The sequence below is a fragment of the Aurantiacibacter sp. MUD11 genome, from assembly GCF_026967575.1.
Classification (GTDB): domain Bacteria; phylum Pseudomonadota; class Alphaproteobacteria; order Sphingomonadales; family Sphingomonadaceae; genus Alteraurantiacibacter.
This window is the reverse complement of sequence record NZ_CP114054.1, coordinates 2,522,134-2,547,497: the sequence shown is the minus strand read 5'-3', so window position 1 is coordinate 2,547,497 and position 25,364 is coordinate 2,522,134. Positions and strand designations below refer to the sequence as shown.

General features: G+C 65.3%; 20 protein-coding genes. 8 read left to right on the top strand and 12 right to left on the bottom strand.

Features of this window, described 5'->3' with window-relative positions:
• Entirely contained in the window at positions 1–1,200 is a 1,200-nt protein-coding gene (locus tag OZN62_RS12610; RefSeq protein WP_269102181.1) for an ABC transporter permease, read from the top strand.
• A 50-nt stretch (positions 1,201–1,250) separates the two neighbouring features.
• Positions 1,251–1,964, top strand: a complete 714-nt coding sequence (locus OZN62_RS12605) for a hypothetical protein (protein ID WP_269100216.1) — start codon at positions 1,251–1,253, stop codon at positions 1,962–1,964.
• Here the strand turns inward: OZN62_RS12605 and OZN62_RS12600 are convergent.
• The 4 genes from OZN62_RS12600 to hmgA all read right to left on the bottom strand — a co-directional run bounded on the left by OZN62_RS12600 (position 1,961) and on the right by hmgA (position 7,298).
• The gene (locus tag OZN62_RS12600; protein ID WP_269100214.1) at positions 1,961–2,656 is read right to left on the bottom strand and encodes a pirin family protein; all 696 of its coding nucleotides are present in this window, start codon (positions 2,654–2,656) and stop codon (positions 1,961–1,963) included. The two genes, OZN62_RS12605 and OZN62_RS12600, sit on opposite strands and share 4 nt — an antisense overlap.
• 82 nt (positions 2,657–2,738) lie before the next feature.
• The gene (locus tag OZN62_RS12595) at positions 2,739–4,697 is read right to left on the bottom strand and encodes a glycoside hydrolase family 3 protein (RefSeq protein WP_269100213.1); all 1,959 of its coding nucleotides are present in this window, start codon (positions 4,695–4,697) and stop codon (positions 2,739–2,741) included.
• 19 nt (positions 4,698–4,716) lie between these two features.
• Positions 4,717–6,015, bottom strand: a complete 1,299-nt coding sequence (gene fahA / locus OZN62_RS12590) for a fumarylacetoacetase (RefSeq protein ID WP_269100212.1) — start codon at positions 6,013–6,015, stop codon at positions 4,717–4,719.
• Positions 6,012–7,298, bottom strand: a complete 1,287-nt coding sequence (hmgA, locus tag OZN62_RS12585) for a homogentisate 1,2-dioxygenase (protein ID WP_442864377.1) — start codon at positions 7,296–7,298, stop codon at positions 6,012–6,014. Before hmgA ends, fahA begins: the two co-directional genes overlap by 4 nt.
• Positions 7,299–7,384: 86 nt before the next feature.
• Between hmgA and maiA the strand changes: the two genes are divergently transcribed.
• Both maiA and acs read left to right on the top strand, forming a co-directional pair.
• Positions 7,385–8,017 carry a maleylacetoacetate isomerase gene (gene maiA / locus OZN62_RS12580; RefSeq protein WP_269100210.1) on the top strand — a complete coding sequence of 211 codons (633 nt, stop codon included), beginning with the start codon at positions 7,385–7,387 and terminating at the stop codon, positions 8,015–8,017.
• A 58-nt stretch (positions 8,018–8,075) separates the two neighbouring features.
• Positions 8,076–10,007 carry an acetate--CoA ligase gene (gene acs, locus OZN62_RS12575; protein WP_269100209.1) on the top strand — a complete coding sequence of 644 codons (1,932 nt, stop codon included), beginning with the start codon at positions 8,076–8,078 and terminating at the stop codon, positions 10,005–10,007.
• Between the two features lie 4 nt (positions 10,008–10,011).
• Here the strand turns inward: acs and OZN62_RS12570 are convergent, their stop codons facing one another.
• From OZN62_RS12570 to OZN62_RS12545, 6 genes are read right to left on the bottom strand one after another with little or no spacing between them, the layout of a single operon-like run.
• On the bottom strand, positions 10,012–11,790 hold the full coding sequence (locus OZN62_RS12570) for a sodium:solute symporter family protein (protein WP_269100208.1): 1,779 nt from the start codon (positions 11,788–11,790) through the stop codon (positions 10,012–10,014).
• 8 nt (positions 11,791–11,798) lie between these two features.
• A complete protein-coding gene (locus tag OZN62_RS12565; RefSeq protein WP_269100207.1) occupies positions 11,799–12,080 on the bottom strand; it encodes a DUF4212 domain-containing protein in 282 nt (93 codons plus the stop codon).
• A gap of 32 nt (positions 12,081–12,112) precedes the next feature.
• Positions 12,113–13,090 carry a HupE/UreJ family protein gene (locus OZN62_RS12560; protein ID WP_269102180.1) on the bottom strand — a complete coding sequence of 326 codons (978 nt, stop codon included), beginning with the start codon at positions 13,088–13,090 and terminating at the stop codon, positions 12,113–12,115.
• Positions 13,091–13,092: 2 nt separating this feature from the next.
• The gene (locus OZN62_RS12555; RefSeq protein WP_269100206.1) at positions 13,093–13,941 is read right to left on the bottom strand and encodes a peptidyl-prolyl cis-trans isomerase; all 849 of its coding nucleotides are present in this window, start codon (positions 13,939–13,941) and stop codon (positions 13,093–13,095) included.
• A 1-nt stretch (position 13,942) separates the two neighbouring features.
• Positions 13,943–14,374, bottom strand: a complete 432-nt coding sequence (gene cdd, locus OZN62_RS12550) for a cytidine deaminase (RefSeq protein ID WP_269100205.1) — start codon at positions 14,372–14,374, stop codon at positions 13,943–13,945.
• Positions 14,371–15,042, bottom strand: coding sequence for a queuosine precursor transporter (locus OZN62_RS12545; RefSeq protein ID WP_269100204.1), 672 nt, complete (start codon positions 15,040–15,042; stop codon positions 14,371–14,373). The genes cdd and OZN62_RS12545 overlap by 4 nt, the downstream gene beginning before the upstream one ends.
• A 111-nt stretch (positions 15,043–15,153) precedes the next feature.
• On the opposite strand from OZN62_RS12545, the gene OZN62_RS12540 reads away from it, so the two are divergent.
• The 4 genes from OZN62_RS12540 (at position 15,154) to OZN62_RS12525 (ending at position 22,842) form a co-directional block, all read left to right on the top strand.
• Entirely contained in the window at positions 15,154–16,473 is a 1,320-nt protein-coding gene (locus OZN62_RS12540) for a NupC/NupG family nucleoside CNT transporter (RefSeq protein ID WP_269100202.1), read from the top strand.
• Between the two features lie 11 nt (positions 16,474–16,484).
• The gene (locus OZN62_RS12535; RefSeq protein WP_269100200.1) at positions 16,485–17,408 is read left to right on the top strand and encodes an isopenicillin N synthase family dioxygenase; all 924 of its coding nucleotides are present in this window, start codon (positions 16,485–16,487) and stop codon (positions 17,406–17,408) included.
• A 242-nt stretch (positions 17,409–17,650) separates the two neighbouring features.
• The gene (locus OZN62_RS12530) at positions 17,651–21,073 is read left to right on the top strand and encodes a TonB-dependent receptor (RefSeq protein ID WP_269100199.1); all 3,423 of its coding nucleotides are present in this window, start codon (positions 17,651–17,653) and stop codon (positions 21,071–21,073) included.
• 86 nt (positions 21,074–21,159) lie between these two features.
• A complete protein-coding gene (locus OZN62_RS12525) occupies positions 21,160–22,842 on the top strand; it encodes a bifunctional metallophosphatase/5'-nucleotidase (RefSeq protein WP_269100197.1) in 1,683 nt (560 codons plus the stop codon).
• Between the two features lie 3 nt (positions 22,843–22,845).
• Here OZN62_RS12525 and OZN62_RS12520 read toward each other — a convergent pair whose 3' ends face one another.
• Together OZN62_RS12520 and OZN62_RS12515 are read right to left on the bottom strand one after the other, a co-directional pair.
• Complete coding sequence (locus tag OZN62_RS12520) at positions 22,846–24,300, bottom strand: AMP nucleosidase (RefSeq protein WP_269100194.1); 1,455 nt, start codon at positions 24,298–24,300, stop codon at positions 22,846–22,848.
• A 109-nt stretch (positions 24,301–24,409) separates the two neighbouring features.
• Positions 24,410–25,240 (bottom strand): S1/P1 nuclease, encoded by an 831-nt coding sequence (locus OZN62_RS12515; protein ID WP_269100193.1) that lies wholly within the window; start codon positions 25,238–25,240, stop codon positions 24,410–24,412.
• Positions 25,241–25,364 lie beyond the last annotated feature (124 nt).

Below are 25,364 nucleotides of genomic sequence, written 5' to 3'. Positions count from 1 at the left end.
ATGATCGGTGCCACCATGCTGCTCGCCCTGCGCGAGATCAGGCGACACCTGTTGCGCAGCTTCCTGACGACGCTGGGCATCATCATCGGTGTGGCCTCGGTCATCACCATGGTTTCGCTGGGTGCGGGCCTGCGGGCAGACGCACAGGAGACGATCTCGGGCCTGGGTTCCGATGCCTTCATCATCTTCCCCACCCGCGTCGATCCCAACATCCCCGCCCCGCCCTTCGACGGCGAGGACGTGCGCGCGGTCGAATTGCAGATTCCGGGCGTGGAACACGCCGCTGGATCGGTACAGAGCAATACCACCGCCTTCCACAACGGGCAGGACTGGGGCACCACCGTGCAGGGCGCGGACACCCGTTTCTTCGGCGCCCAGGGCATCGAGATCGTGCAAGGCCGCGGCTTTTCCGAACGCGAGGAATCTCGCGGCGAAGCAGTCTGCATCGTCGGCCCGAAGGTAGTGGAGGAGATCTTCCTGCCCGACCAGATCATCGGCGAGCAGATGCGCGTGGGCAATGTCGCCTGCCAGGTGATCGGCGTGATCGACGAACGCGCTAATGCCGTGGGCGGCGGCAACGATGCCGACGATATCGTGTTCATGCCGCTCAAGACGGTGCAGCGCCGTTTCACCGGCAGCCAGGACGTGCAGTTCTTCGTGGTGAAGTATGACCCGGTCTACGATTCCGGCGCCATCCAGGACCAGCTGATCAGCCTGCTGCGCGAACGCCGGGTGATTCAGGAAGGCGAAGAGAACAACTTCAACATCGTCGACACGGCGGAGATCAACGACACGGTAAACCAGATCACCGGTGTCATGACCCTGGTGATTACCGCCATCGCCGCGATCAGCCTGCTGGTGGGCGGCATCGGGATCATGAATATCATGCTGGTCTCGGTAACCGAGCGGACCCGCGAAATCGGCATCCGCCTGGCCATCGGCGCACTGGCGCGCGAGGTGCGGCTGCAATTCCTGACCGAAGCCGTCGTGCTGTGCTGCTTCGGCGGACTGATCGGCATCCTGCTGTCGCTGGGCTTCTCGGTGATGCTGACCGGCGCCTTCGACATTCCCTTCATCTTCAACCCGACCGTGGTGATCGTCAGCTTCGTGTTCTCGGCGGTGATGGGTATCATCTTCGGCTATTACCCGGCTCACCGCGCCAGCAAACTCGACCCGATCGACGCGCTGCGGCACGAATAGGGCCAGGCCCTCGCCTTTGCACGAGACCCCACGGCAGCTATGCTCCGCCGATGACCGGTCTCGCTCGCCTGGCCGTGGGGTTAGCCTTGCTTGCAGGCAGCTTGCTGCCGGCCAGCGCGCTCGCGGGCATCATTGTGAAGTCGACCGGGCCTTCCGCCAGCGAATTTCCTGTCGGACGTGAAATTCCTGACGGCCTCCCGATCGACTTGCTGGATGGCGACAAGATTACCGTGCTGGAAGATGGTCGCACCCGCATCATTGTAGGGCCCGGTACGTTCGTGCTTGGCGAAGGCGAACTGGTGGCGAGGCAGTCTTCGATTCTGGAGCGCACGCTGGTGCCCGTTAGGGTCGATTCCCGCGATTCACTGGGCGCGACCCGCGTTTCATCGCCGGAGGATGATCAGCCACCTCGCACCGTCTTCGATCCCGATGTCGGCTACTCGCAAGTCGTCTGCGTGCCTGCTCATGTCGAATGGCGGCTCTGGCGCGCCGACACATCGCGGTGGGAAACCTATCGGGTAATCGATGACGGGGGCGAGATTGTCGGCGCAGCAAGGTTCCGCGGAGAGCACCATTTCGCTGACCTGTCTCTCGAGCCGCTGGACAGCGACCAGCCGGTGATGCTGACTTTCGAAAACGTCGATAGCGGCAGCATCACCAAGCTGACCTTTAGACTAGTCGATACTGGCGGCGAGGATGTACCGGACCTGCCGCAGTTCCTCGAGGAGAACGGCTGCGAGGACCAGTACACCCTGCTCGACTAGGCGGTATCCACTAGCACCACTTCACTGTCCTCCAGCGCTTTCACGCGCAGGGTATCGAGGTCGGCAATGGCCACGCCGTCGCGTGCTTCGGCCACCTCGCCCTCGATCTCCAGCTTGCCGGTAGCGGGGACAAGGTAGCCCTTGCGGCCGCCAAGGTCGTATTCGACCGTTTCGCCTGCCGCGATGGTCGCACCAAGCACCCGCGCATCGCTGTTGATGCGCAGCGCCTCGTCGTCGCCATCGCGTCCGCTGGCGAGCACGTCGAACCGGCCCGAACGCGCGTCCTTCGGGAAACGCTTGGTCCCCCAGCTGGGCGGATGGCCCTGCCGGTCGGGCAGGATCCACAGCTGGAAGGAGTGGGTCTCCTCGTCATCCAGGTTGTACTCGGCGTGGGTGATGCCGGTGCCGGCAGTCATCACCTGCACGTCGCCCGCTTCGGTGCGGCCTTCGTTGCCAAGGCTGTCCTTGTGAGTGATCGCGCCTTTGCGGACGTAGGTGATGATTTCCATGTTGTCGTGCGGGTGCGGCGGGAAGCCGCTGCGCGGCGCGATGATGTCGTCGTTCCACACGCGCAGTTTGCCCCAGTGCATCCGGCGCTGGTCGAAATACTGCGCGAAAGAGAAGTGGAAATTGGCATCCAGCCAACCGTGGTTGGCCTTGCCGAGCGTGTCGAACTTTCTCACTTCGATCATGGCTATTCTCCTTTGCCAAGGAGATGGGTTCTGTCTCCTGCCCCGCAATATGGGCGCTTCTTGAGGCGCCCCAAGGCAGGCTTTAGTCCGCCTCCAGCCGGTATCCGAGCGGGAACAGCGGGTCGGCACTGTCCGCCGCTGCGCCCGGACGCTGCGCTTCGACCGCTGCCATGCTGCGCGGCAATTCGTAAGGCAGCCGACCGCGCGGAGGGGCCTTGCCGGTCAACACGTCCAGCAGGGCCGCGTCGCTGGCACCGAAGCTGGCCAGCAGGATCGCCGCATCGTCGAACGGCGTCAGGATGGCGGGGCGATCCAGCTGCACATCCGCCACCAGCGGCAGGTCTGCCGGGAGCGATGCCATGAATTGCAGCGCCTCGTGATCGTCCGGAAAGGCCAGGCTGCCTTCCTGGTGCATCGAGCCGAATATGTACTGCGGGTGCAGCAATTCCGACGGCGAGCGCGTGCGCAGCACGGCGAGATCCGCCTCGGCAGGATCCGAGACCGGCTCCAGCCCGGCGGCGCGGGCAAGGTCGGCATTGAGACCGAAGAGGATGACCTTCGTGCCCTCCGGCAGCGGCGTGGCTTCATCCCGGCGCAGCAGCACCATGGACTCCGCCATGGCCTGCCGGCCCATGGCCAGCTCCTCCTCCGTGCCGATCCCGGCTTCGGCGGCGACAGGGTCGACGAACGGGTCTTCGAACAGGCCAAGCTCCAACGCCTGCACCAGGATGCGCGTTACCGCGGCATCGACCAGCGCCTCGTCCACCAGCCCGCTTTCGACGGCCTCGATCAGCGGCGACGGATCATCGACTCCGCCGAAGATATCCAACCCGGCCTGCAGGCCCTTGGCGAAGCGTTCCGCCTCGGACAGGTCTTCGACACCCCAGGCGGTGGAGACGGTGGCGAAACTTGGCGGCTCGCCTTCCGGATGGCCTTCCACGCACTCGACGCTGCAGTCCTTGGTGATCGCCCAGTCGGACAGGATCACCCCGTCGAAACCAAGCTGCCCCCGCAGCACGTCGGTGAGCAGGTAGCGGTTGTAGCCAACGCCCACCTGCTCGACCAATTCGCCGTCCAGTTCCAGCTCCTGCAGGATCGAATAGGCGGGCATCACCCCGGCGGGACTGGCCTGCAAGGCGCCTGCGAACGGGCGGATATGCTGCTGCCATTCGGCCGCGTTCAGCAGCGAGTGGCGGCCATAGTAATTGTGCGCGTCGAACCCGGTGCGCGAGGCGGAATAGCCGGCGAAGTGCTTGATAACCGCGGCAACGCTGGTTCGGGTCAGCCCCTCGTCGCCACCCTGCAGGCCGCGCACGAAGGCCGCTGCGGTGCGCGCCGATACGGCAGCATCCTCGCCATAGGTATCGAAGTTGCGCGGCCAGCGCGGTTCGGTCGCCAGGTCGATCTGCGGGCCGAGCAGCATGGTGAACCCGGTCGCGCGCAAGTCCTCGCGCACCAGTACGGCATAGGCCTCAGCGAATTCGGGATCGTCGAGCGCGGCGATGCCCACGCCGTTGGGGAACTGCGCGAACTGCCCGCCCTCGACACTGGCGCCCGCCAGTTCGGTATAGCCGTGGCGGGGGTCCGTCATCACGACGGCGGGGATGCCCAGCCGCCCGTTCTCTGCCGCCTGCTGCACGGCGTTGTTGGCCTCGGCCAGCGCGGCATTGGTGGTGGCGAGGCGCGAGATCAGGTGGGTGATGCCGCGATCGACCACCGTCGCCCGGACGGCTTCAAGGTCATAACCGGTCGCCGGCTGGCCCATCGGGGCATTGCCTGCCAGCGAACCGACCACCATCTGCCCGGCCTTCTCTGCCAGCGTCATGCGCGGCACGAGATCGGCGGCACGTTCTGCGGGCGACAGGCGCCAGTCCTCGTAAGGCGTCAGCGCGCCATTGCGGTCGAGATCGCGGAACTGCAGGCCGTCCACTTCCAGCAGCGGCGCGTCGCGCGTCTCGATGCCCGGTTGCGCGGCCTCAGGTCCGGCACAGGCGGCAAGCGCCAGCGCGGCGGCCCCGGCGATGTTCCAACGATGCAGCATGGTCCTCCCTCTCAGGAGGTCAGCCTATAATCGTCGCCCGACATTCGCCAAGGCCGATCCGCGCGAAACCGTCCTTTTCCGCGAAAGCGACCATGATCACCTCGTCACCATCCTCCAGGAAGGTGCGGGTTTCGCCGTTGGGCAGGCTGATCGGCTTCTTGCCGCCCTCGGTCAGCTCGATCAGGCTGCCTTCGCCGCCATCTTCGCCGCTGGTCAGCGTGCCGGTGCCGAGCAGATCGCCCGGCTGCATGTTGCACCCGCCGACCGCGTGGTGGGTGACCAGCTGCGCCGCCGTCCAGTACATGGCCGTCATCGGGCCGGAGCTGAGCTTGTGCGGTGCCTCGCCATCTTCGCGCATCTTGGCGGTCGAGAGATAGACCTCCATCGTCACGCCGAAGGCGCCGTGCGCCTGGTCTTCCGCATCGGAAAGGTAGTCCAGCGGTGCCGGATCGCCTGCGGGACGCGCAGGCTGCGCCTCACGGAAGGGTGCGAGCGCGTCGAGCGTCACGATCCACGGGCTGATGGTGGAGTGGAAGTTCTTGGCGAGGAACGGGCCGAGCGGCTGATATTCCCACGCCTGGATGTCGCGCGCCGACCAGTCGTTTAGGATGGAGATACCGGCGATATGGCTTTCCGCCTCGCCGATCGGGATCGGCTCGCCCAGCGCATTGCCCTCACCCACCCAGATGGCCATCTCCAGCTCGTAGTCGAGCCGCTTCGACGGACCGAAGCTGGGCTTGTCGGCATCGGGCGCCTTGGTCTGGCCGCTGGGGCGCTTCACGTTCACGCCCGACAGACGCACCGAGGAGGTGCGGCCATGGTAGCCGATGGGCACGTACTTGTAGTTCGGCAGCAGCGGATTGTCCGGACGGAACAGGCTGCCGATGTTGGTGGCATGGTGGATGCCGGTGTAGAAATCGGTGTAGTCGCCGATATGCACGGGCAGGTGCAGGGTACAGTCCTCGGCCTTGTACAGCGCTTCGCTGACGGCCTTCTTCTTGCCGTCGTCGGTCAGCAGGGTGAAGACGGCCTGGCGCAGCTTGCGCGTGGCCCCCTGCCCCTTGGCCAGCAGGTCGTTCAGCGTCGCATTGCCGGCCAGCCGCGCGGCATTGGCGGCATCGCCTTCCAGCATGTCGGCCACGGCGGCGACGTCCAGGATCATGTCGCCAATCGCCATGCCGCCACGCGGTTTGCCTTCGCCCGACGGGGAGAAGACACCCAGTGGCAGGTTCTGCACCGGGAAGTGCGGATGGCCGTTGGCGCTTTCCACCCAGCTGGTAGCGCTGGCGTCATGCGTGAAGTCGATCGTGTCGGTCATTCGGGGAGTTTCGCTTTCTCGAAGCCTGTCCAGCAGGCATCGTAATCGTCTTGCAGGTGGCCGCCGGTCATGGCGAACTGAGTCGTCTGGATGATGGCGCGGCTTTCGAACATGAAGGCCAGCGTGTCGTCGATTTTCACGGGCTTCAGGTCCGCTTCCATCGCCTTCTGCGTGCTTTCAGCGTCCGGTCCGTGCCCGTTGAACTGATTGTGTAGCGATGCGCCGCCGGGGACGAACCCGCCGCCTTCCTTGGCGTCGTAAACGCCCTTCACCAGTCCCATGAACTCGCTCATGTGGTTGCGGTGGAACCACGGCGGACGGAAGGTGTCCTCGCCCACCATCCAGCGTGGCGGGAAGATCACGAAGTCGCAATTGGCTGTGCCCGGCGTGTCGCTGGGGCTGGTCAGCACGGTGAAGATCGAGGGATCCGGATGGTCGAAGCTGACCGTGCCGATGGTGTTGAACCGCGCTAGGTCATAGCGGCAGGGCGCGGAATTGCCGTGCCAGGCGACCACGTCGAAGGGCGAGTGGTCGATGGTGGTGGTCCACAGCTTGCCGTTGAATTTCTGGACGATCTCGAATTGCTCGTCGCGGTCCTCGAACCAGGCGACGGGCGTTTCGAAATCGCGCGGGTTGGCAAGGCCGTTGGCGCCGATGGGGCCGAGGTCGGGCAGGCGGAAGGGCGCGCCGAAGTTCTCGCAAACATAGCCGCGCGCGGGGCCGCCGGTCAGTTCCACCCGAAAGCGCATGCCGCGCGGGACCAGCGCGATGAAGCCCGGTTCCACGTCCATGACGCCGAGCTCGGTCACCACCCGCAGGCCGCCCTGCTGCGGCACGAGCAGCATCTCGCCATCGCTGTTCTGGAAGGCACGCGTGTCCATGCTGGCCGTGGCGGCGTAGAGATGTATGCCGATGCCGCCCTCGGAGGGCGAACCGTTGCCGGCATAGGTCACCATGCCGTCGACGAAATCGACGCTGGTTTCCGGCATGGCCAGCGGGTCCCAGCGCAGCCGGTTCGGCGTCGTGCGGCTGCCGTCGGGCGCGGCGAACAGTCTGGCCCCGGCGTAGGGCTGAAACGCCCCGTGCGCCGTGGTCGGCCGCATCCGGTAGAGCCAGCTGCGCCGGTTCTCTGCCCGCGGCGCGGTGAAGGCGGTGGTGCTGAACTGTTCGGCGTAGAGGCCGAAAGCAGGGCGTTGCGGCGAGTTGCGTCCCTCGGGAAGCGCGCCCGCGACTGCCTCTGTGGCGAAGTGGTTGAGAAAACCCGTCTGGTAGCTCATGGCCATTTAGTATCACGTGAAACTTTATTGCACAATGCCCCGCGCATCGGCATGGTGTAGTGCACCAATGAACGAACGCGCCGGAGGTTGCGATGAAGCTGTACGGATATTGGCGAAGCTCGACCAGCTACCGCTTGCGCTGCGCGCTGGAACTGAAGGGCCTGCCCTACGAGCAGGAGCCGGTGAACCTGCTCGAAAGCGCCCAGCGCAGCCAGGCCTTCACCGCGCGCAATCCCTTTGCCGGGGTGCCGATGCTGGAAGCTGACGGCCGCGACCGGGCACAAAGCATGGCGATCATCGAGTGGCTGGAGGAGCGCTACCCGGAACAGCCTCTGCTCCCTGCGGATATCGAGCAGCGCTATACCGCGCGCGAGCTGGCCTATGCCATCGCCACCGAACTGCACGCGCCGCTCAACCTGCCGGTGCTCAAGTATCTCAAGAACGAGCTGGGACAGGAGCAGGAGGCCATCGACACCTGGTATCGCCACTGGCTCGCCAAGACCCTGCGCCCGCTGGAAAGACGGCTGGAGCAACTGGATACCGGCGATTTCCTGTTCGACGCGCCCGGCCTGTTCGAGGCGGTGCTGATCCCACAACTCTACAACGCGCGCCGCTTCGATTACGACCTGTCGGACAGCCCCCGCACCTTGCGGATCGAGCAGGCCTGTCTCGTCCTTCCCGCTTTCGAACGCGCGCATCCGGCAAACCAGCCCGACGCTGCCTAGTCGCCCTTGTCCCAAGCCTCTCGCCCGCTAGATAGGCAGGCAAAGGAGAGGCCCGACCATGAGCGATTTCGTCCGCAAGCCCGCCAGTTCCACCGGCACGCATTGCACCCCGGAGGAATACGACGCCCTCTATGCCCGCTCGGTGCAGGATCCGGACGGTTTCTGGCTGGAGCAGGCGGAACGGCTCGACTGGTATGCCAAGCCCGGCAAGGCCGGCGAATGGTCCTACGATCCGGTCGACATCAAGTGGTATGCCGACGGTTCGCTCAACCTCTGCCACAATTGCGTCGACCGGCACCTGCCCGAACATGCCGACCGAACCGCGCTGATCTTCGAGCCGGACGATCCCAATTCGCCCACCCGCAGCCTCACCTATGGCGAACTGCACGGCGAAGTCGTCCGCATGGCCAATGCGCTGAAGAAACTGGGCGTCACCAAGGGTGACCGCGTCACGCTCTACATGCCGATGGTGATCGAGGGGCTGCTGGCCATGCTTGCCTGCGCCCGCCTTGGTGCAATCCACTCGGTGGTGTTCGGCGGCTTCTCTCCGGAAGCCCTCGCCGGGCGGATCGAGGCCTGCAACAGCCGTTTCGTCATCACCGCCGACGAAGGCCTGCGCGGCACCAAGACCATACCGCTGAAGGCCAATGTCGACGCCGCGCTGGAAGAGCCGGACCACGATCTCGACGTCGCGGGCGTACTGGTGGTGCGCCACACCGGCGGCGATATCGCCATGACCGCGGGGCGCGACCACTGGTACCACGACCTTGCCAGCGACGAGGACTGCCCCTGCGAGGAGATGAACGCGGAGGACCCGCTGTTCATCCTCTACACCAGCGGATCCACCGGCAAGCCCAAGGGCGTGCTGCACACTACCGGCGGCTATGCCGTCTGGGCGGCCACCACCTTCCACTACACTTTCGATTACCAGCCGGGCGAGGTGTTCTGGTGCAGTGCCGATATCGGCTGGGTCACCGGACACACCTATGTCACCTACGGCCCGTTGCTGAACGCTGGCACCAGCGTGGTGTTCGAGGGCGTGCCCAACTATCCGGACCACGGCCGCTTCTGGGAGGTGATCGCCAGGCACAAGGTCAATATCTTCTACACTGCGCCCACGGCCATCCGTGCGCTGATGCGCGAGGGGGACGACTGGGTGACCCGGCACGACCGTTCCAGCCTGCGCCTGCTGGGCACGGTGGGCGAGCCGATCAATCCCGAGGCCTGGCGCTGGTATCACGAGGTGGTGGGCGAAGGCCGCTGCCCGATCGTCGACACCTGGTGGCAGACCGAGACGGGCGGCCACATGATCACCACCCTGCCCCATGCGCACGACATGAAGCCGGGCAGCGCGGGCAAGCCGTTCTTCGGCGTGCAGCCGCAGCTGGTCGACAACGAAGGCAAGGTGCTGGAAGGCGCGACATCGGGCAATCTGTGCATCACGCACAGCTGGCCGGGCCAGGCACGCACCGTATACGGCGACCACGACCGCTTCATCGAGGCCTATTTCAGCACCTTCAAGGGCAAGTACTTCACCGGCGACGGCTGCCGGCTGGACGAGGACGGCTACTACTGGATCACCGGCCGCGTGGACGACGTGATCAACGTTTCCGGCCACCGCATGGGCACCGCCGAGGTGGAGAGCGCGCTGGTGCTGCACCCCAAGGTCGCCGAGGCTGCCGTGGTCGGATACCCGCACGACGTGAAAGGCCAGGGCATCTATTGCTACGTCACCCTGATGGAAGGCGTGGAGGCTTCCGACGAGCTTTATGCCGAACTGAAGCAGCAGGTGCGCAAGGAAATCGGCCCCGTGGCCACGCCCGATCACCTGCATTTCACCGACGGCCTGCCGAAGACCCGTTCGGGCAAGATCATGCGCCGCATCCTGCGCAAGATCGCCGAGAACGACTACGGCTCGCTGGGCGACACCTCGACGCTGGCCGACCCCTCGCTGGTCGACCGCCTGATCGAAGGGCGGCAGAACCGCTAGGTGATCAGTGCATGTGCGGGGTTTCGGCCCCGCGCGGCACACGGATGTTGTCGACCAGCTTGCGCACCTCCAGCGGCGGCCCCTTGGTCATGCTGGAGACGGCAATCGCCACGGCGAAGTTGATCAGCATGCCGATCACCCCGATGCCCTCCGGCGAGATGCCGAGCAGCCAGTTGGCCTCCACGTTGGCGGCAGGTTCTCCCCACAACTTGAAATAGGCGATGTAGAGGAAGGTGAAGGCAAGGCCCGTCACCATGCCGGCAATCGCCCCCTCGCGGTTCATGCGCTTGGAGAAGATACCCATGACGATGGCAGGGAACAGGCTCGCCGCCGCAAGGCCGAAGGCGAAGGCCACCACCTGCGCCACCCAGCCGGGCGGGTTCACACCCAGATAGCCTGCGACCAGGATCGCCGCCGTCGCCGCCAGCCTTGCCGCCAGCAGCTCGCCCTTCTCCGTGACGTTGGGCCGGAAGGTCTGTTTCAGCAGGTCGTGGCTGACCGAGCTGGATATGACCAGCAGCAAACCTGCCGCCGTCGATAGCGCCGCCGCCAGGCCGCCCGCCGCCACCAGCGCGATCACCCAGCCGGGCAGGCTGGCGATTTCCGGGTTGGCGAGCACCATGATGTCGCGGTCGACATAGACCTCGTTGTCGTTGTTGACGGTGGCGTTCTCCACCAGCCGCTCGCCGGATAGGCCGGTCTCACCCTCGATGAAGGTAGGCGCGCCTTCGAACGGATCGCCGGGGCGATATTGCATGCGGCCGTCGAAGTTCTTGTCGCGCCAGGCGATCAGGTCGTTCGCCTCCCAGTTGGTGAACCACTCGGGGGCCTGCGAATACTCCTGCTCGTTCACCGTATCGATGAAGTTGAGCCGGGCGAAGGCGCCCACGGGGCCCGCCGTGGTGTAGAGCAGCGCGATGAAGACCAGCGCCCAGAAGGCGGACTTGCGCGCGTCGCTGGCCTTGGGAACGGTGAAGAAGCGCACGATCACGTGCGGCAGGCCCGCCGTGCCAACCATCAACGCCATGGTGATGCAGAACACGTCGAGCGTGGACTTGCTGCCATCGGTGTAGGCGCCAAAGCCGAGGTCGGTCAGCACCATGTCGAGCTTCTGCAGGACGTACATGTTGGACCCGTCCTCTACCGTCGCCCCCAGTCCCAGTTGCGGCAAGACATTGCCAGTCACCAGGAAGCTGATGAAGAAGGCGGGCACCATGTAGGCAAAGATCAGCACGCAATATTGCGCCACCTGGGTGTAGGTGATGCCCTTCATCCCGCCGAGCACGGCGTAGATGAAGACGATGCCCATGCCGATCACCACGCCCCAGAAGATCGGCACGTCGAGGAAGCGGCTGAAGACGATGCCAACGCCGCGCATCTGCCCGGCGATATAGGTGAAGCTGATGAAGATCAGGCAGACCACCGCCACCACGCGCGCCGCCTTGGAATAGTACCGCGTGCCGATGAAGTCGGGCACGGTGAACTCGCCGAACTTGCGCAGGTAGGGCGCCAGCAGCAGGGCCAGCAGCACGTATCCGCCGGTCCAGCCCATCAGGTAGACGCTGCCATCGTAGCCGGAGAAGGCGATGATCCCGGCCATGGAGATGAAGCTGGCCGCACTCATCCAGTCGGCAGCGGTGGCCATGCCGTTGACCACCGGGTTCACCCCGCCGCCCGCGACATAGAATTCCGCCGTCGATCCGGCGCGGCTCCAGATGGCAATGCCGATGTAGAGCGCGAAGCTCAGCCCGACGAAGATGTAGATCAGGGTCTGCGTTTCCATCGGCGCGCTCAGTCGTCGAGGTCGAACTTGCGCTCGATGCGGCGCATGGCGACCACGTAGATCGCAATCAGGACCAGGAAGACGTAGATCGCGCCCTGCTGGGCGAACCAGAAGCCGAGCGGATAACCGCCGATGCTGAACTGGTCGAGCCATTCGCGAAACAGGATGCCCGCGCCGAAGGACGCGGCGAACCAGATGCTCAGCAAGATGGCCAGCAGGCGGATATTGGCGCGCCAGTAGGCGGCCTGCCGCTGCTCATCGCTGCCCTCGGTATTTTCGCCCTCATCCATCGCCGTCTCCCCTCACGCGTGGCCTATCGCAATTACAGCGCCCCTGCCAACCGCTCTATCATCCAGTAAGTGGCCAAAATCCCCACCCCGTAGCCGGCGAAGCGCGGGACATTGGTCGCCGACGCCTTGGGCCCGAACCGCTCCAGCAAGGCGATGACGCCCAGCACCAGCGCCGCGAAGATGACCTGTCCGATCTCGATGCCGACGTTGAAAGCCAGCAGCGCGGCTGCGAAGCCCTCGTCCGGCAGGCCGATCTCGCGCAGCACGGCGGCAAAGCCGAAACCGTGCAGCAGGCCGAATGCCGCTGCGACCACCACCGGCCGCCGCCATGTCAGCGTGTCGCGCCGCCCTTTGACGATCTCCACCGCGAGGAACACGATGCTGAGTGCGATCACCGCCTCGATCGCCGCAATCGGCAGCCGCACGATATCGAGCGCGGATAGCGCGAGCGTGACCGAGTGTGCCAGCGTGAAGCCGGTGATCGTCACCAGCACGCGCCGCCAGGTGCCGGCGATGAAGATCAGCCCGGCGACGAACAGCAGGTGATCGAACCCGATCAGGATGTGCTCGACGCCAAGGCCGAGGAAGCCCGGCCAGCCGGTGGCACCGGCCTGCTCTTCCGACAGCGCGATCTGCCCCTGCTCGGCAGGCGCGACGATCGTCGTGGTGGAGCCGCCAGCTTCCGGCGTGAAACGCACGATGGTGGCCAGCGCCGGGTTGGCGAAGGGATAGTCGACCGTCAGTGCGCCGGGCACCGCGTCGCAGCGCCAGTCTTCCTCCCGCCAGTGGCCCAGGGCATCGGACCAGTTGCGGCTCGCCCCCTCTGCCGCGCAACCTGCGGCGGAAAGCTGCGGCACATGGCGCGCGGCGACATTGGCAGGCACCTTCCAGCGCGCGGTGAATCTGCCTTCTCCCGCAGCTTCCAGCTGGACGCTGAGCGGGCGATTGTCATCGGCACGTGCCGGCATCGCCCAGGCGAGCGCGACGAGGATGGCGACCAGCCACCGCATGGTCACCGAAGCTCGTCCGCGACGGTGATCTCGTACTGGCCAAGGAATTCTTCCAGCGCCGCGTTGGCCAGCGCCTGGCGCTTGGCGGCCAGCGCGTCCTCGCGCACCCTCGCCTCGACTTGCTCGAATGCCACGTCCTCGCCGGAGGAGACCTCGCTTGGCAGGACAAGGTGCCAGCCGTGCTGCGATTGCAGCGGTTGCGACCACTCGCCTTCGGGCAGGGTCAGCACCGCCTCGGCAAAGGTCGCGCCGAACTGGCTGGCGAGCAGTTCGCCGTCGGCATCGACATAGGCGCGCTGGTAGGGGAAGCGGTCGCCCACGGGCACCTGGCTGCCCGCCAGCATCTGCCCGCGCATGGCAATGGCCCGGCGCTGGGCCCCGTTCCCGCGCAGGAAGACATGGGTGAAGCTCACCGTCGGCGGCAAGGCATAGAGAGCGCGGTTGTCCTCGAAATGCGCCGCAACCTCTTCGTCGGTGACGGAAATGTCGGCAGCGGCCTCCTCGATCACCAGCATGCGCATCTGCTGCACCACGCGCTGGCGGATCAGTGGATCGGCGGCGGCTATGTCGAGCGCCAGCCCCTCGCGATAGAGCGCCTCCTGCAAGGCGGCATCGCGCACCAGCTGCTCGCGCTCGACAGCGGGCATGGCCTCCAGCATGGCGGCAAAGGTGCCCTCCTCGTAGACCTGCGCGCGGCCCTGCATGAAGACGAGCAGGTCGTCGCGGTCCACGGTGATCTGCCGCCCGGAGGTATCCTCAGGTTGCAAAGCAGCGACGACGGCAAATATGGCGGCCCCGGCCAACAGGAAATGCAGCAACGGCTCGCGCAGGATCGAGCGACCTCCTGCCACGTCAGGCGTCCGGCGTGTCGAGGGTGAAGGAAGCAGGAAGCAGTTCCGAGATGGTCATGCTGACGGCATTCTGCCCCTCGCTGTCGCAGCAGATGACCTCGATATCCGTCCCGCTCACGCTACCCGCTTCGGCAATCGCCTGGCGGCAACCGCCGCAGGGCATGACGGCGCCGACATCCTTGCCTTCACGTGGTCCGCCGACAATCGCGATGCGGCGAATTCGCCCGAGACCGTAAGCGACCTGCGCCGCCGACAGCGCCGACTGCTCGGCGCAGACGCCAAGGCGGTAGCAGGCATTCTCGACATTGCCGCCCACGGCAATCTGACCGTCCATGCTTTCGACCGCGCAGCCGACAAGGAAGTTCGAATAGGGCGCATAGGCGCGGGTGCGCGCCACCAGCGCCGCCGCGATCAGGGCGTCCTTGCCGCTCACGCGGCACTCGCCCTGGCCGTTTCCCCGTCGAGCCGCTTCGCCAGCGCCACCGCGCCGACGATCAGGAATGGCACCAGCACGAAGCTGAGCACGATCTTGGCAATGGCCTGGCCGACCAGCAGGTTGCCGATGGGAAACTCGCCATAGAAAGCCAGCGTGATGAAGATCAGCGTGTCGATGGCCTGGCTGATCGCCGAGGCAATCGCCCCGCGCGCCATCAGCCAGGCACTGCCGCCCTGCCCCTTGCCGCGCAGCCGGTCGAACAGCCAGACGTTGAGCAGCAGCGACACGCCGTAGGCGACCGGCCCGGCAGCCATGATCCGCGGCGTCTGCGCATGGACGGTGTTGAAGGCGGCGAGGTTTTCCGCCGGCATGTCGGGCGATGGCGGCAAGGCCAGCACCAGCCCGATCAGGGCGATGGAAAAAGCCAATGGCAGGAAACCCCACAGCACCAGCCTGTCCGCCATGGCCTTGCCGTGCAACTGCGAGACGGCGCTGGAAATGACCACCAGCAGCAGGAAGGCAAGGATGCCGCTCTCCACCACCAGCGGGCCGATCGCGAACTGCTTGAACGCCAGCACGCCGGCAACCACCGTCATCCCGCCATACAGCAGGCTATAGACGAACAGCGAACGCGGCAGCGGGTTATTGTCGAATGTCTGGTCCATCCGTGACGGCTATTCAACGTGGGCGCGAAATGGAAGGGGTGTGGAGAAAATCCGTTTGAATGCAGCAGGCGTTCGGGCAAAAGGGCGCATCCCGCAAATACAGGAGCCCGCGTGCCTCCACAGTTGATTTCCCTTGCCGGTATTGCCGCCATCCTTGCGCTGGCATTCCTCCTTTCCAACGCAAAACGACAGATCAACCTGCGCGTCGTGGGCGCCGCCTTCGCGCTGCAGGCCGGTATCGCCGCCCTCGTCCTGCGCACCGATGGCGGGGCCGCTGTCATCCGCACCATGGCCGATGGCGTCGCCGCGCTGCTGTCCTATGCCGATGCCGGCACGCAGTTCCTGTTCGGCAGCAACGACGCCAATCCGCTGTCGGATACCTTTGCGCTGGGCGCGCTGCCGGTCATCGTGTTCTTCGCCTCGCTGGTGTCGATCCTCTACCACCTCGGCATCATGCAGCGCATCGTGCGCTGGCTGGGCGGCGCAATCGGCTGGATCACCGGCATCTCCAAGGTCGAATCGCTTGGCGCGGCAGCCAACATCTTCGTCGGCCAGTCGGAAAGCCCGCTGGTCGTGCGTCCCTACCTGGAAGCGCTGGCCCCATCGCGCCTGTTCACCCTGATGACGGTGGGAATGGCCGGCGTCGCCGGCACCATCCTGGCGGCCTATGCCGGCCTGCTCGGCTCCAGCTACCTGCCGATCCTGCTGGCTGCAGCCTTCATGTCGGCACCCGGCGGCATCCTGATGGCGAAGATCATCATGCCCGACACTGACGAAGCCGCGCCGGAAGCCGAGGGCGAGATCGCCCTGCCCAAAAAGCGCATCAGTTCCGAAGGCCCCGCCGCCCTGACCGAGGGCGAGGTTCCGCACGAGGTCGAGGCAGCCGCCCATTTCGACGAGAACGGCCGCGCCGCGAACATCATCGAGGCGGCAGCACAGGGCGCGCAGACGGGTCTGAAGCTGGCCGTGGCCGTTGGCGCCATGGTGCTGACCTTCGTCGCCCTGATCGCGCTGGCCAACGGCATCCTCGGCGGTGTCGGTGGCTGGTTCGGCATGCCGGACCTGTCGTTCCAGCAGATCCTCGGCTGGGTGTTCGCCCCGATCATGTACCTGCTCGGCATTCCCTGGACCGAGGCGCAGGTCGCGGGCGGCCTTTTCGGCACCAAGATCGTGCTCAACGAATTCGTCGCCTTCATCGACCTTGGCGCGCTGGCTGACGGCACGCTGAGCACCCGCGCGCAGGCGATTGTAACATTTGCATTGTGCGGCTTTGCGAATTTTAGCTCGATTGCCATCCAGATGGCGGTTACAGGCGGGCTCGCCCCCAACCAGCGTCCGGTCATCGCCAAGCTTGGCCTCAAGGCGCTGGCAGCCGGATCTCTCGCCAACCTCATGAGCGCGGCCCTCGCCGGCCTGCTGCTGCCCCTGTAGGACACCTCGTAATGGACACCCTGGCCACCGTTTCCCTCGCCCGTCCGCTGTCGGAAATCGCCGACGACCTGGGCCGCAGCTTCGCCGAATACGGCTTTGCCGTGGTCTGCGATCACTCGATCCCGCAGGACCTGATCGACCGCGCAGAGGAACTGGCGAAGGAATTCTTCGCACTGCCGGAAGAGACCAAGCGGTCCTATCACCTGCCCGGCGGCGGCGGGGCGCGCGGCTACACCCCGTTCGGCACGGAGATCGCCAAGGACGCCGAGGTCCACGACCTGAAGGAATTCTGGCACATCGGCCGCACCCTGCCGGAAGGCCACAAGCTGGCCAGCTACATGGCCCCCAACATCTGGCCGACCGAGATCGAAGGCTTCCGCGAAACGTTCGAGACGCTGTTCGCCGAATTCGACAAGGCCGGCGACACCGTGCTGCGCGCCATCGCTATCCACCTCGGCCTGCAGGAAGACTATTTCGAGGACACGGTGGCCGACGGCAATTCGGTGATGCGCCTGCTGCACTACCCGCCGCTCGGCGATGACGTGCCCGAAGGCGCGATCCGCGCCGCCGCGCATGGTGACATCAACTGCATCACCCTGCTGCTGGGCGCCGAAGAGGCCGGCCTCGAACTGCTCAACAAGCAGGGCGAGTGGATCCCCGTGTCGCCTCCTGCCGGTGCGCTGGCGGTGAACGTCGGCGACATGCTGGAACGCCTCACCAACAACAAGCTGCGCTCAACCACCCACCGCGTGGTCAATCCGGGCGGCGAGGCAGCCAAGCGCTCGCGTTATTCGATGCCCTTCTTCCTGCACTTCCGGCCGGATTTCATGATCGCCCCGCTGGAGGAATGCATCGAACCGGGTGACGAGGTACTGGAGCCGATTCTGTCGCACGATTTCCTCGCCCAGCGCCTGCGCGAGATCGGACTCGCCTGATTCGTCAGGACAATCCTGCGGCATAATCGTCGCATTCAACAAAGTTTCGCATGAAATTGTGTTGCGCTGCAGCAACGCATCGCAACGGAATTACACGGATACGCCAAAGCTGTGTCCGAATCGCGTCCGATGCGCGACAGGCTGTCACCCATCTGCAAAGAAACTGTTGGCTTAGTGCAGTAGCTGGCCGGTCGCCAAAACGAACGGCCTATCACCATATCCAGACTAGGGATCTTCCGGACATGAAACTCAGGTATCTCCTCGCTGCCAGCGTTGCGAGTGTCGCCACTGCCGTGGCTGCACCGCAGGCTGCCTATGCACAGCAAATCACCTCGGGCGTGCAGGGCACCGTCACCGACGTGGATGGCAACGCCCTCCCCGGCGCGACGGTTACCGTCACCGACACCCGTACCAACACCGTGCGTACCCAGACGACCGACAACAGCGGCGCTTTCCGCTTCGGTTCGCTGAACTCGGGCGGTCCCTACACCGTCACCGTCACGGCCTCCGGCTTCGAAGGCCAGTCGGTCGAAGACCAGTACATCAACATCTCCGGTAACACCGCCTACACGTTCGAGCTGACCGCCGACGCGGGCGCCGCTGCCGACAACTTCATCATCGTGACCGCCGCGCGCGCCAACGTGCAGCAGCTGGCCGTCGGCCCGGGCATCGCCCTTGGCCAGGACACGCTGGAAGGCTTCCCCTCCATCACCCGCGACGTTCGCGACATCATCCGTATCGACCCGCGCGTCAGCCTCGACCGCGCCAACGAAGTCGATCGCATCTCGTGCCTCGGCGGCAACGACCGTTCGAACACCTTCACCGTCGACGGCATCGTGCAGGCCGACGTGTTCGGCCTGAACGGCACCCCGTTCGCCGCTCGTAACTCGCTGCCGATCCCGTTCGACGCCATCGGCGAGACCTCGGTCGAGTTCGCTCCGTTCGACGTCGAGTATTCGGAATTCACCGGCTGTCTGGTGAACGTCGTCACCAAGTCGGGCCAGAACGAGTTCCACGGCAGCGCGTTCTACGCTTTCCGTAACGCCGACCTGCGCGGCGACTCGATCGACGGCACCCCGAACATCGTCGACGACTTCAAGGAAAAGCGCTGGGGCGCGACCCTGTCGGGTCCGATCATCCCCGATCGCCTGTTCTTCTCGGCTGCCTACGAAGAAACCGACCTCGGTTCCGCCAACGACTTCGGTCCGGCCGGTTCGGGCTTCGCCAACGAAGCCAACTTCGTCACCCAGCAGCAGTTCGACCGCTTCGCGCAGATCGCCCAGAGCGTCTACGGTCAGGACATCGGCGGTTACCCGACCACCCTGCCGGAAAGCTCGGTGCGCTACTTCGGCCGTCTCGACGCCGTGGTTGCCGACGGTCACCGCATCGAAGCCACCTACCAGCGCCTGGAAGAAACCAATGTCGAAAGCGACACCGGTTCGCAGGAACTGACCGGCTTCAACAGCTTCGAGGACGAAGGCACGGTTTCGGACTACTACTCGCTGCGCATGTTCAACGAGTGGAGCGACAGCGTCTCCACCGAACTGCGCCTGAGCCGTGCCGACGTTGCCGACGTGCAGGGTCCGGTGGGCTTCGGTGAAGCGCAGTCGGATGCCCCGACCGTGCGCCTGGCAGTTGGCGTCGTGGGCCCGACCCAGAACGGCATCCTCGCCACCGGCCCGGGCATCTTCCGCTCGGCCAACGCGCTCAACTCGCAGATCGACCAGGCGAAGTTCCAGGTGAACATTTCGCAGGAAAATCACGACATCAAGCTGGGCATGGAGCTGAACGACCTGGAGGTCTACAACCTGTTCGCCATCAACGCGACGGGCACGATCTTCTTCCGCAACCTCGACGATTTCGAGAACGGCGTGGTCGCCAGCGGCGGCTTCTCCAGCGTCTTCGGCTCGGCCGACGACCTGGCCAGCGGCGCCCTTGGTGGTGCCACCATCGCCCAGACCCCGTCGGGCGACATCAACGAGACCGCGGCAACCTTCAACCGTCGCATCTTCTCGCTCTATGCGCAGGACACCTGGCAGGCCAACGACAACCTGTCGCTGACCGGTGGCCTTCGCGTGCAGTGGTACAGCGGCGACGCCCCGCGTGAGAACCCGAACTTCGCGAACCGCTATGGCTTCAGCAACGCTGTCGCCTTCAGCGATCTCGAACCGCTGGTCCTCCCGCGCTTCGCCTTCGACTACGAATTCGACAACGACGGCTTCTTCTACGACACCCGCTTCACCGGCGGTGTCGGCCGCTTCTCCGGCGGTGACCCGGTCGTCTACTTCTCGAACGCGTTCTCGAACAACGGCTTCAGCTACGCCAACGGCGACACGTTCTCGAGCGAGTGTGCCGGCCTGCTGGACTCCAACGGCAACTTCAACGTGCTGTCGGGCGGTACCTTCACCGGCATCCCGCAGTGTGCGCTGGACGATGCCCGGGCAACTGCGGCTGCCGGCCTCGCCGACACGCAGTCGACCGATCCGAACTTCACGCTTCCGAGCGTGTGGCGCGGTAACCTGGGCCTGGCCTCGCGCTTCGGCACGCAGGGTGGCTTCTTCAGCGACTGGTATGTCCAGCTGGACTACATCTACAGCCGCTTCGTCGACACTCTGAACTTCGTCGACCTGTCGCAGACGCCTGACCTGTCGGAAGGCATCGGTGGCTACACCGTCGACGGTCGCCCGATCTACGCGGCGATTGATCCGTCCAACGCAGGTTGCGGCGCCATTCTGCAGGGTACCGGCGGCACGCCGCCCGTGTACACCAATGTCAGCGCAGCTTGCTTCAACACCCGTCGCGACGACGAAATCCAGCTGACCAACGGTCCGAACTACGACAGCCACGTCATTTCGCTGCTGCTCAACAAGCAGTTCGAAGGCGGCCTGTTCACCTCGACCGGCAGCGTGAATGTCAACATGGGCTACGCCTGGACCGAATCGAACAACAACCGCAACAATGGCAGCTCGACGGCAACGTCCAGCTACGACGTTACGGCTGCCTTCGACCGCCAGGACCCGGCGATCTCGACCTCGAACTATGAAACCCGCCACAACTTCACCCTCGCGGTGAACCTGCGTGAACAGTTCATCCAGGACTACGACACGCAGCTGGGCTTCATCTTCGTGGCGCGCTCGGGCCGTCCGTACTCGCTGACCTTCGATGGCGGCGGTGTGTTCAACGACAGCTCGTCCGGCTCGGACAACGCTCTGCTGTACATCCCGACCGGTCCGAACGATCCGAACCTGTCGCCGCTGTCGGACATGGATGACGTCAACGACCTGTTGAACTACCTCAACACCAGCGAAGTCGGCGGCCAGTGCGATTTCGAAACCGGTGCCTCGATTGCGCGCAACACCTGCCGCAACGACTGGTTCTTCGACCTCGACCTGCGCTTCAGCCAGGAAATTCCGGGCCCGGCACACTTCGCCGGCGTCGCGGACGACCGCCTGGAACTGTTCGTCGACTTCGACAACTTCCTCAACTTCTTCGACGACAGCTGGAACGTGTTCCGTGCACGTGGCGACTTCGTCGACCTGGTTGACGGTGGTGTCGACTCCGAGGGCCGTTACATCATCAGCGGCTTCCGTCCGGACGACCAGAACTTCGTCGGCACGACCTCGTCGATCTGGCGCATCCAGATCGGTGCTCGCTACGAGTTCTAAGGTACCGACCTAAGCAACAAGAAGGCGGCGGCGTTCGTAAGAGCGCCGCCGCTTTTTTTGTGCCTGTAATCGGCTATGGGATTGCCATGCATACGAAGCTCGCCGCCACCCTGCTTGCCACGTCGCTGCTGACCGCCTGCGCGACAGTTCCGGACAGCCCCACGCCCGCGCCCGTCGCGGTGCAGATCCTCGCGCTCAACGACTTTCACGGCAACCTAGAGCCGCACTCCAGCGAGACGACCTACTCCGACGGCCCGGAAACCCGGCAAGCCCGCCTGGGCGGCGCGGCCCGGCTTGGGGCGACCTTGCGGGAACTGCGCGGCAACGCCTCTATCACCGTTGCCGCGGGTGACCTGATCGGCGCCAGCCCGCTCATCTCCTCGCTCTTCCTCGACGAGCCGAGCATCCGCGCCCTTTCCGTCATCGGGCTGGAGCTGGCTTCCGTCGGCAATCACGAATTCGACCGCGGCGTGGCCGAACTGCGGCGCATGCAGCAGGGTGGCTGCGAACAGCACACGCTGCGCGAACCCTGCGCCGTCGAGCCCTTCGTCGGCGCGGACTTCACCTATCTCGCGGGCAACGTCGTCGATGACGCAGGCGCCAGCGTGTTCCCCGGAACCGCCCTTCGCGAAATCGGCGGGGCCTCCATCGGCTTCATCGGCATGACGCTGGAAGGCACGCCCAACCTCGTTTCCGCCGAAGCCACGGCCGGCTACAGCTTCCTCGACGAAGCCGAGACCGCCAACCGTCTCGCCGCCGAACTGATGACACAGGGCGCGGACGCCGTGGTGGTGCTGCTGCACCAGGGCGGCGACGTCACGCCGCGCTTCAATACCTCCGGCTGCCCCTCGCTGACCGGGCCGATCGTGGAGATCGTCGAACAGCTCGACCCCTCGATCGCGCTGGTCGTATCGGGCCACACGCACCAGGCCTACGTGTGCGAGGCAGAACGCTCCGACGGCGAGACCATCCTGCTGACCTCGGCCGGGCGCTACGGAGGCTTCGTCACCGATATCGAACTGGTCGTGGACCCGGTTGAAGGCCGCGTGATCTCGCGCACCGCCACCAACGTCGCCGTGGTGGAGCGAGCGGGCAGCCACCGCGCCGCTGCCGAGATCGTCGCGCGTTATGCCGAGGCCGTCGCGCCGATGGCGAACCGTCCGGTCGGTCCCATCGCCGACAGTGGCGAACTGGGCGAGGACTGCGGCGATCGGCCGGCGCAGGACTTCGTCGCCGATGCCTATGTCCACGCCGCCAATGCCGCACTGGGCGAGCCGGTGCATGTCGGCTTCGCCAATTCAGGCGGCGTGCGCTCCGACCTGTCGGGGGCCGAGGACGGCCTGCTGAATTATGGGGAACTGGCGGCCATGGCCCCGTTCGGCAACAGCATGATCGTGCTGGAGATGACCGGCGCGCAGATCAAGACGCTGCTGGAACAGCAGTTCTGCGACGAGAACCCGGCGCGCATCTGCGATAGTGTATTGGTGCCTTCTGCCGGATCGTCCTTCTCTGCCGATCCCACGCGCCCGGCGGGGCAGCGCGTGTCCGAGGTGGTGATCGCCGGGGCACCGCTCGACCTCGCCCGCACCTATCGCGTGGTGACCAACAGCTTCCTGGCCGATGGCGGCGACGGCTTCGCCCAGTTCGCCGAACTGCCGCATGCGGCAAACGTCGGCTTCGATATCGATGCACTGGAGGCCTATGTCGCCACCGGCACCGTCAGCGTGCCCGTCTGCGGGCGCGTGCGCGGCATCCCGCCAGCAGACTGAGGATCAACGCAGCGGCGGTTCGTCGAAGCTGCGCAGCTTGCGGCTGTGCAGGCTGTCGCCTTCCTCGCGCAGCAGGCCGATGGTCTCGATACCGATGCGCAGGTGCTGGCTGATCGAGCGTTCGTAGAAAGCGTTGGCCTGTCCAGGCAGCTTGATTTCGCCGTGCAGCGGCTTGTCGGAGACGCACAGCAGCGTTCCGTAGGGTACACGGAAGCGATAGCCCTGCGCGGCCACCGTCGCCGATTCCATGTCGATGCCCACCGCGCGGCTCTGGTTGAAGCGCAGCGCGGAGCGCGTGTAGTGCAGTTCCCAGTTCCGGTCATCGGTGGTGACGATGGTGCCGGTACGCAGGCGGCTCTTCAGCGTCTCGTCGGCATCGCCCGTCACGCTGCGCGCGGCGTTGAACATGGCGGTCTGCACCTCGGCAATCGGCGGGATCGGGATTTCCGGCGGCAGCGCGCTGTCGAGCACGTTGTCGTCGCGCAGGTAGGCATGGGCGAGCACGTAGTCGCCGATCTTCTGGCTGGGGCGCAGGCCGCCGCAGTGGCCGATCATCAGCCAGACTTCGGGGCGCAGCACGGCGATGTGATCGCAGATGGTCTTGGCGTTGGACGGGCCGACGCCGATGTTCACCAGCGTGATGCCGCAATTGTCCTTCCCGCGCAGGTGGTAGGCCGGCATCTGGTGCTTGCGCCAGGTGCCGGCAACGATCCGCGCCCGCGCATCCTCGAGGTCGCCGCGCTCGATCAGCGCACCGGGGGCGGAGAAGCTGTCGTAGCCGCTATCGGGATCGGCGAGCGCCTCCAGCGCGAAGTCGATGAACTCCTCGACGTAGCGGATATAGTTGGTGAACAGCACGTAGCGCTGGCAGTGCTCCGCCGGGGTGCCGGTGTAGTGGCGCAGGCGGGCAAGGCTGAAATCGGTGCGCTGGGCATCGAACAGCGCCAGCGGGCGACTGTCGTCCCCGCTGCTGGCCCAGGTGCCGTCCGCCACCTCGTCGCCGATGTTGACGAGGTCGGTGGAGGGGAAATGCCGCACCAGCTCCGCGCTGGAGAGGCCGCGGATTTCCTCCTGCGCGCTGTCGAGCACATACTGGTAGGGGATTTCGTCGGCGGAACGCGCGGCTTCCAACTCGATCGAATAGTCGCGCACCAGGTGCGTCAGCTGCTCTTTCAGGTAGGGCCGGAACAGTGCCGGATCGGCAATCGAGCTGCGATAGGTGCCCGCCTGGTTGAGCCGAGCATAGGCGCGCGCGGGATAGTTCTGCACCTCGTCGCTGGCATAGCGCAGGATCAGTTCGGGATAGGCGAAGGCGCCCGCCGCCCGGTCCGCCTTGCCCGGCGCGGTGCGATCCGTGGCGAAATGTCCAAGAGCTTCGACGAGGTTGTTGCGCGAGGCATCGTAGATGCTCTCCAGCCGGTCCAGGATATCGTCAATCTGTTCAACCGTCGTCGTCACGTAATCTTTGCTCCGGTAATTTCATATGCCTGTGCCCTACCCCAGACCGAACGCGGTGTGGAGTGCGCAAGATCCTTCCGATGAAGGATAATCCTCTGTCGTCAGCCGACTATTCGGCGGCTTCGGGCGCGAATACCCAGTCGAGATAGGCCGCCAGCCGGACGCCCGCCTGCGCCAACCGGTGCTCCACCGTATCGACCCAGTCCCAGTGATAGCGATAGCGCAGCACGGCCGGCGATTCCGCCGTGCCCATGCCCCACTCCTCACTGGTGCCGGGATAGATGCGGTCGCGCAGTTCGGCGCTTTCGCCAATCCAGGTCTCGGGATCGGCGTCCCACCAGGCTACCGTCTCTTCCGACGAAATGCGCGGCTCGATGCGAGCGGCATATTCGGAATAGGACAGCTGCTGGCGTAGGATCATCCCCTCGTCCCACACCCAGTGCAGATTGGTCTGCGTGTCGAACCAGTCGACGATGAAATCGTTGCCGCCCCGGTCCGTGCCGTTCCCGGCGTGCAGCGGCTGGTGCAGATCGCCCACGAGGTGGACGATGAAGCGAAGCGCCAGCGCCTTGTCTTCCTGCGAGGCATCGGGGTTGCGCAGGGTGGCAGTGAATTGCTCCAGCGCGGTCGCCGCGTCGCCTTCGGGCGGGTGTTCCAGCATGTCTGCGGTCCGGCCTTCGGGCAGTGTCACATAGTGGAATGGCGAGGCGGTTTCCTGCCAGAACGGGGCCGGGTTGGACCGTTCCTCGTCCGGCCAGGTACTGGCTTCCGGCAGGCCTTCGTGGCCGAGGATCTTCTCGATCTCCGCCCGCGTCCTGCCACTGACATTCTGCTCGGCGATCTCGGCGCTGATGCGGTGTCCGATGGGGCCCCAGGCAAGGGCCGGGGTGGCGGTGGAAAGCATTGCGATGGCAAGGCTTGCGACAATGGTCTTTTTCATACCGCCTTCTTGGACGAGCATGATGGCAATTCCAAGAAACAGACGGCGCTTTTGCGACAAAAAGCAGCCGATGCCCCGCCTTGCCAAACAGTTGATTGACAATGTCCGCCCGAAGTTGCTCAAT

What these genes read in the sequence shown, in the direction of transcription:
- OZN62_RS12610 (WP_269102181.1), top strand. Translation starts at nt 1, where the DNA reads ATGATCGGTGCCACCATGCTGCTCGCCCTGCGCGAGATCAGGCGACAC.
- OZN62_RS12605 (WP_269100216.1), top strand. Translation starts at nt 1,251, where the DNA reads ATGACCGGTCTCGCTCGCCTGGCCGTGGGGTTAGCCTTGCTTGCAGGC.
- OZN62_RS12600 (WP_269100214.1), bottom strand. Translation starts at nt 2,656, where the DNA reads ATGATCGAAGTGAGAAAGTTCGACACGCTCGGCAAGGCCAACCACGGT.
- OZN62_RS12595 (WP_269100213.1), bottom strand. Translation starts at nt 4,697, where the DNA reads ATGCTGCATCGTTGGAACATCGCCGGGGCCGCCGCGCTGGCGCTTGCC.
- fahA (WP_269100212.1), bottom strand. Translation starts at nt 6,015, where the DNA reads ATGACCGACACGATCGACTTCACGCATGACGCCAGCGCTACCAGCTGG.
- hmgA (WP_442864377.1), bottom strand. Translation starts at nt 7,298, where the DNA reads ATGGCCATGAGCTACCAGACGGGTTTTCTCAACCACTTCGCCACAGAG.
- maiA (WP_269100210.1), top strand. Translation starts at nt 7,385, where the DNA reads ATGAAGCTGTACGGATATTGGCGAAGCTCGACCAGCTACCGCTTGCGC.
- acs (WP_269100209.1), top strand. Translation starts at nt 8,076, where the DNA reads ATGAGCGATTTCGTCCGCAAGCCCGCCAGTTCCACCGGCACGCATTGC.
- OZN62_RS12570 (WP_269100208.1), bottom strand. Translation starts at nt 11,790, where the DNA reads ATGGAAACGCAGACCCTGATCTACATCTTCGTCGGGCTGAGCTTCGCG.
- OZN62_RS12565 (WP_269100207.1), bottom strand. Translation starts at nt 12,080, where the DNA reads ATGGATGAGGGCGAAAATACCGAGGGCAGCGATGAGCAGCGGCAGGCC.
- OZN62_RS12560 (WP_269102180.1), bottom strand. Translation starts at nt 13,090, where the DNA reads ATGCGGTGGCTGGTCGCCATCCTCGTCGCGCTCGCCTGGGCGATGCCG.
- OZN62_RS12545 (WP_269100204.1), bottom strand. Translation starts at nt 15,042, where the DNA reads ATGGACCAGACATTCGACAATAACCCGCTGCCGCGTTCGCTGTTCGTC.
- OZN62_RS12535 (WP_269100200.1), top strand. Translation starts at nt 16,485, where the DNA reads ATGGACACCCTGGCCACCGTTTCCCTCGCCCGTCCGCTGTCGGAAATC.
- OZN62_RS12530 (WP_269100199.1), top strand. Translation starts at nt 17,651, where the DNA reads ATGAAACTCAGGTATCTCCTCGCTGCCAGCGTTGCGAGTGTCGCCACT.
- OZN62_RS12525 (WP_269100197.1), top strand. Translation starts at nt 21,160, where the DNA reads ATGCATACGAAGCTCGCCGCCACCCTGCTTGCCACGTCGCTGCTGACC.
- OZN62_RS12515 (WP_269100193.1), bottom strand. Translation starts at nt 25,240, where the DNA reads ATGAAAAAGACCATTGTCGCAAGCCTTGCCATCGCAATGCTTTCCACC.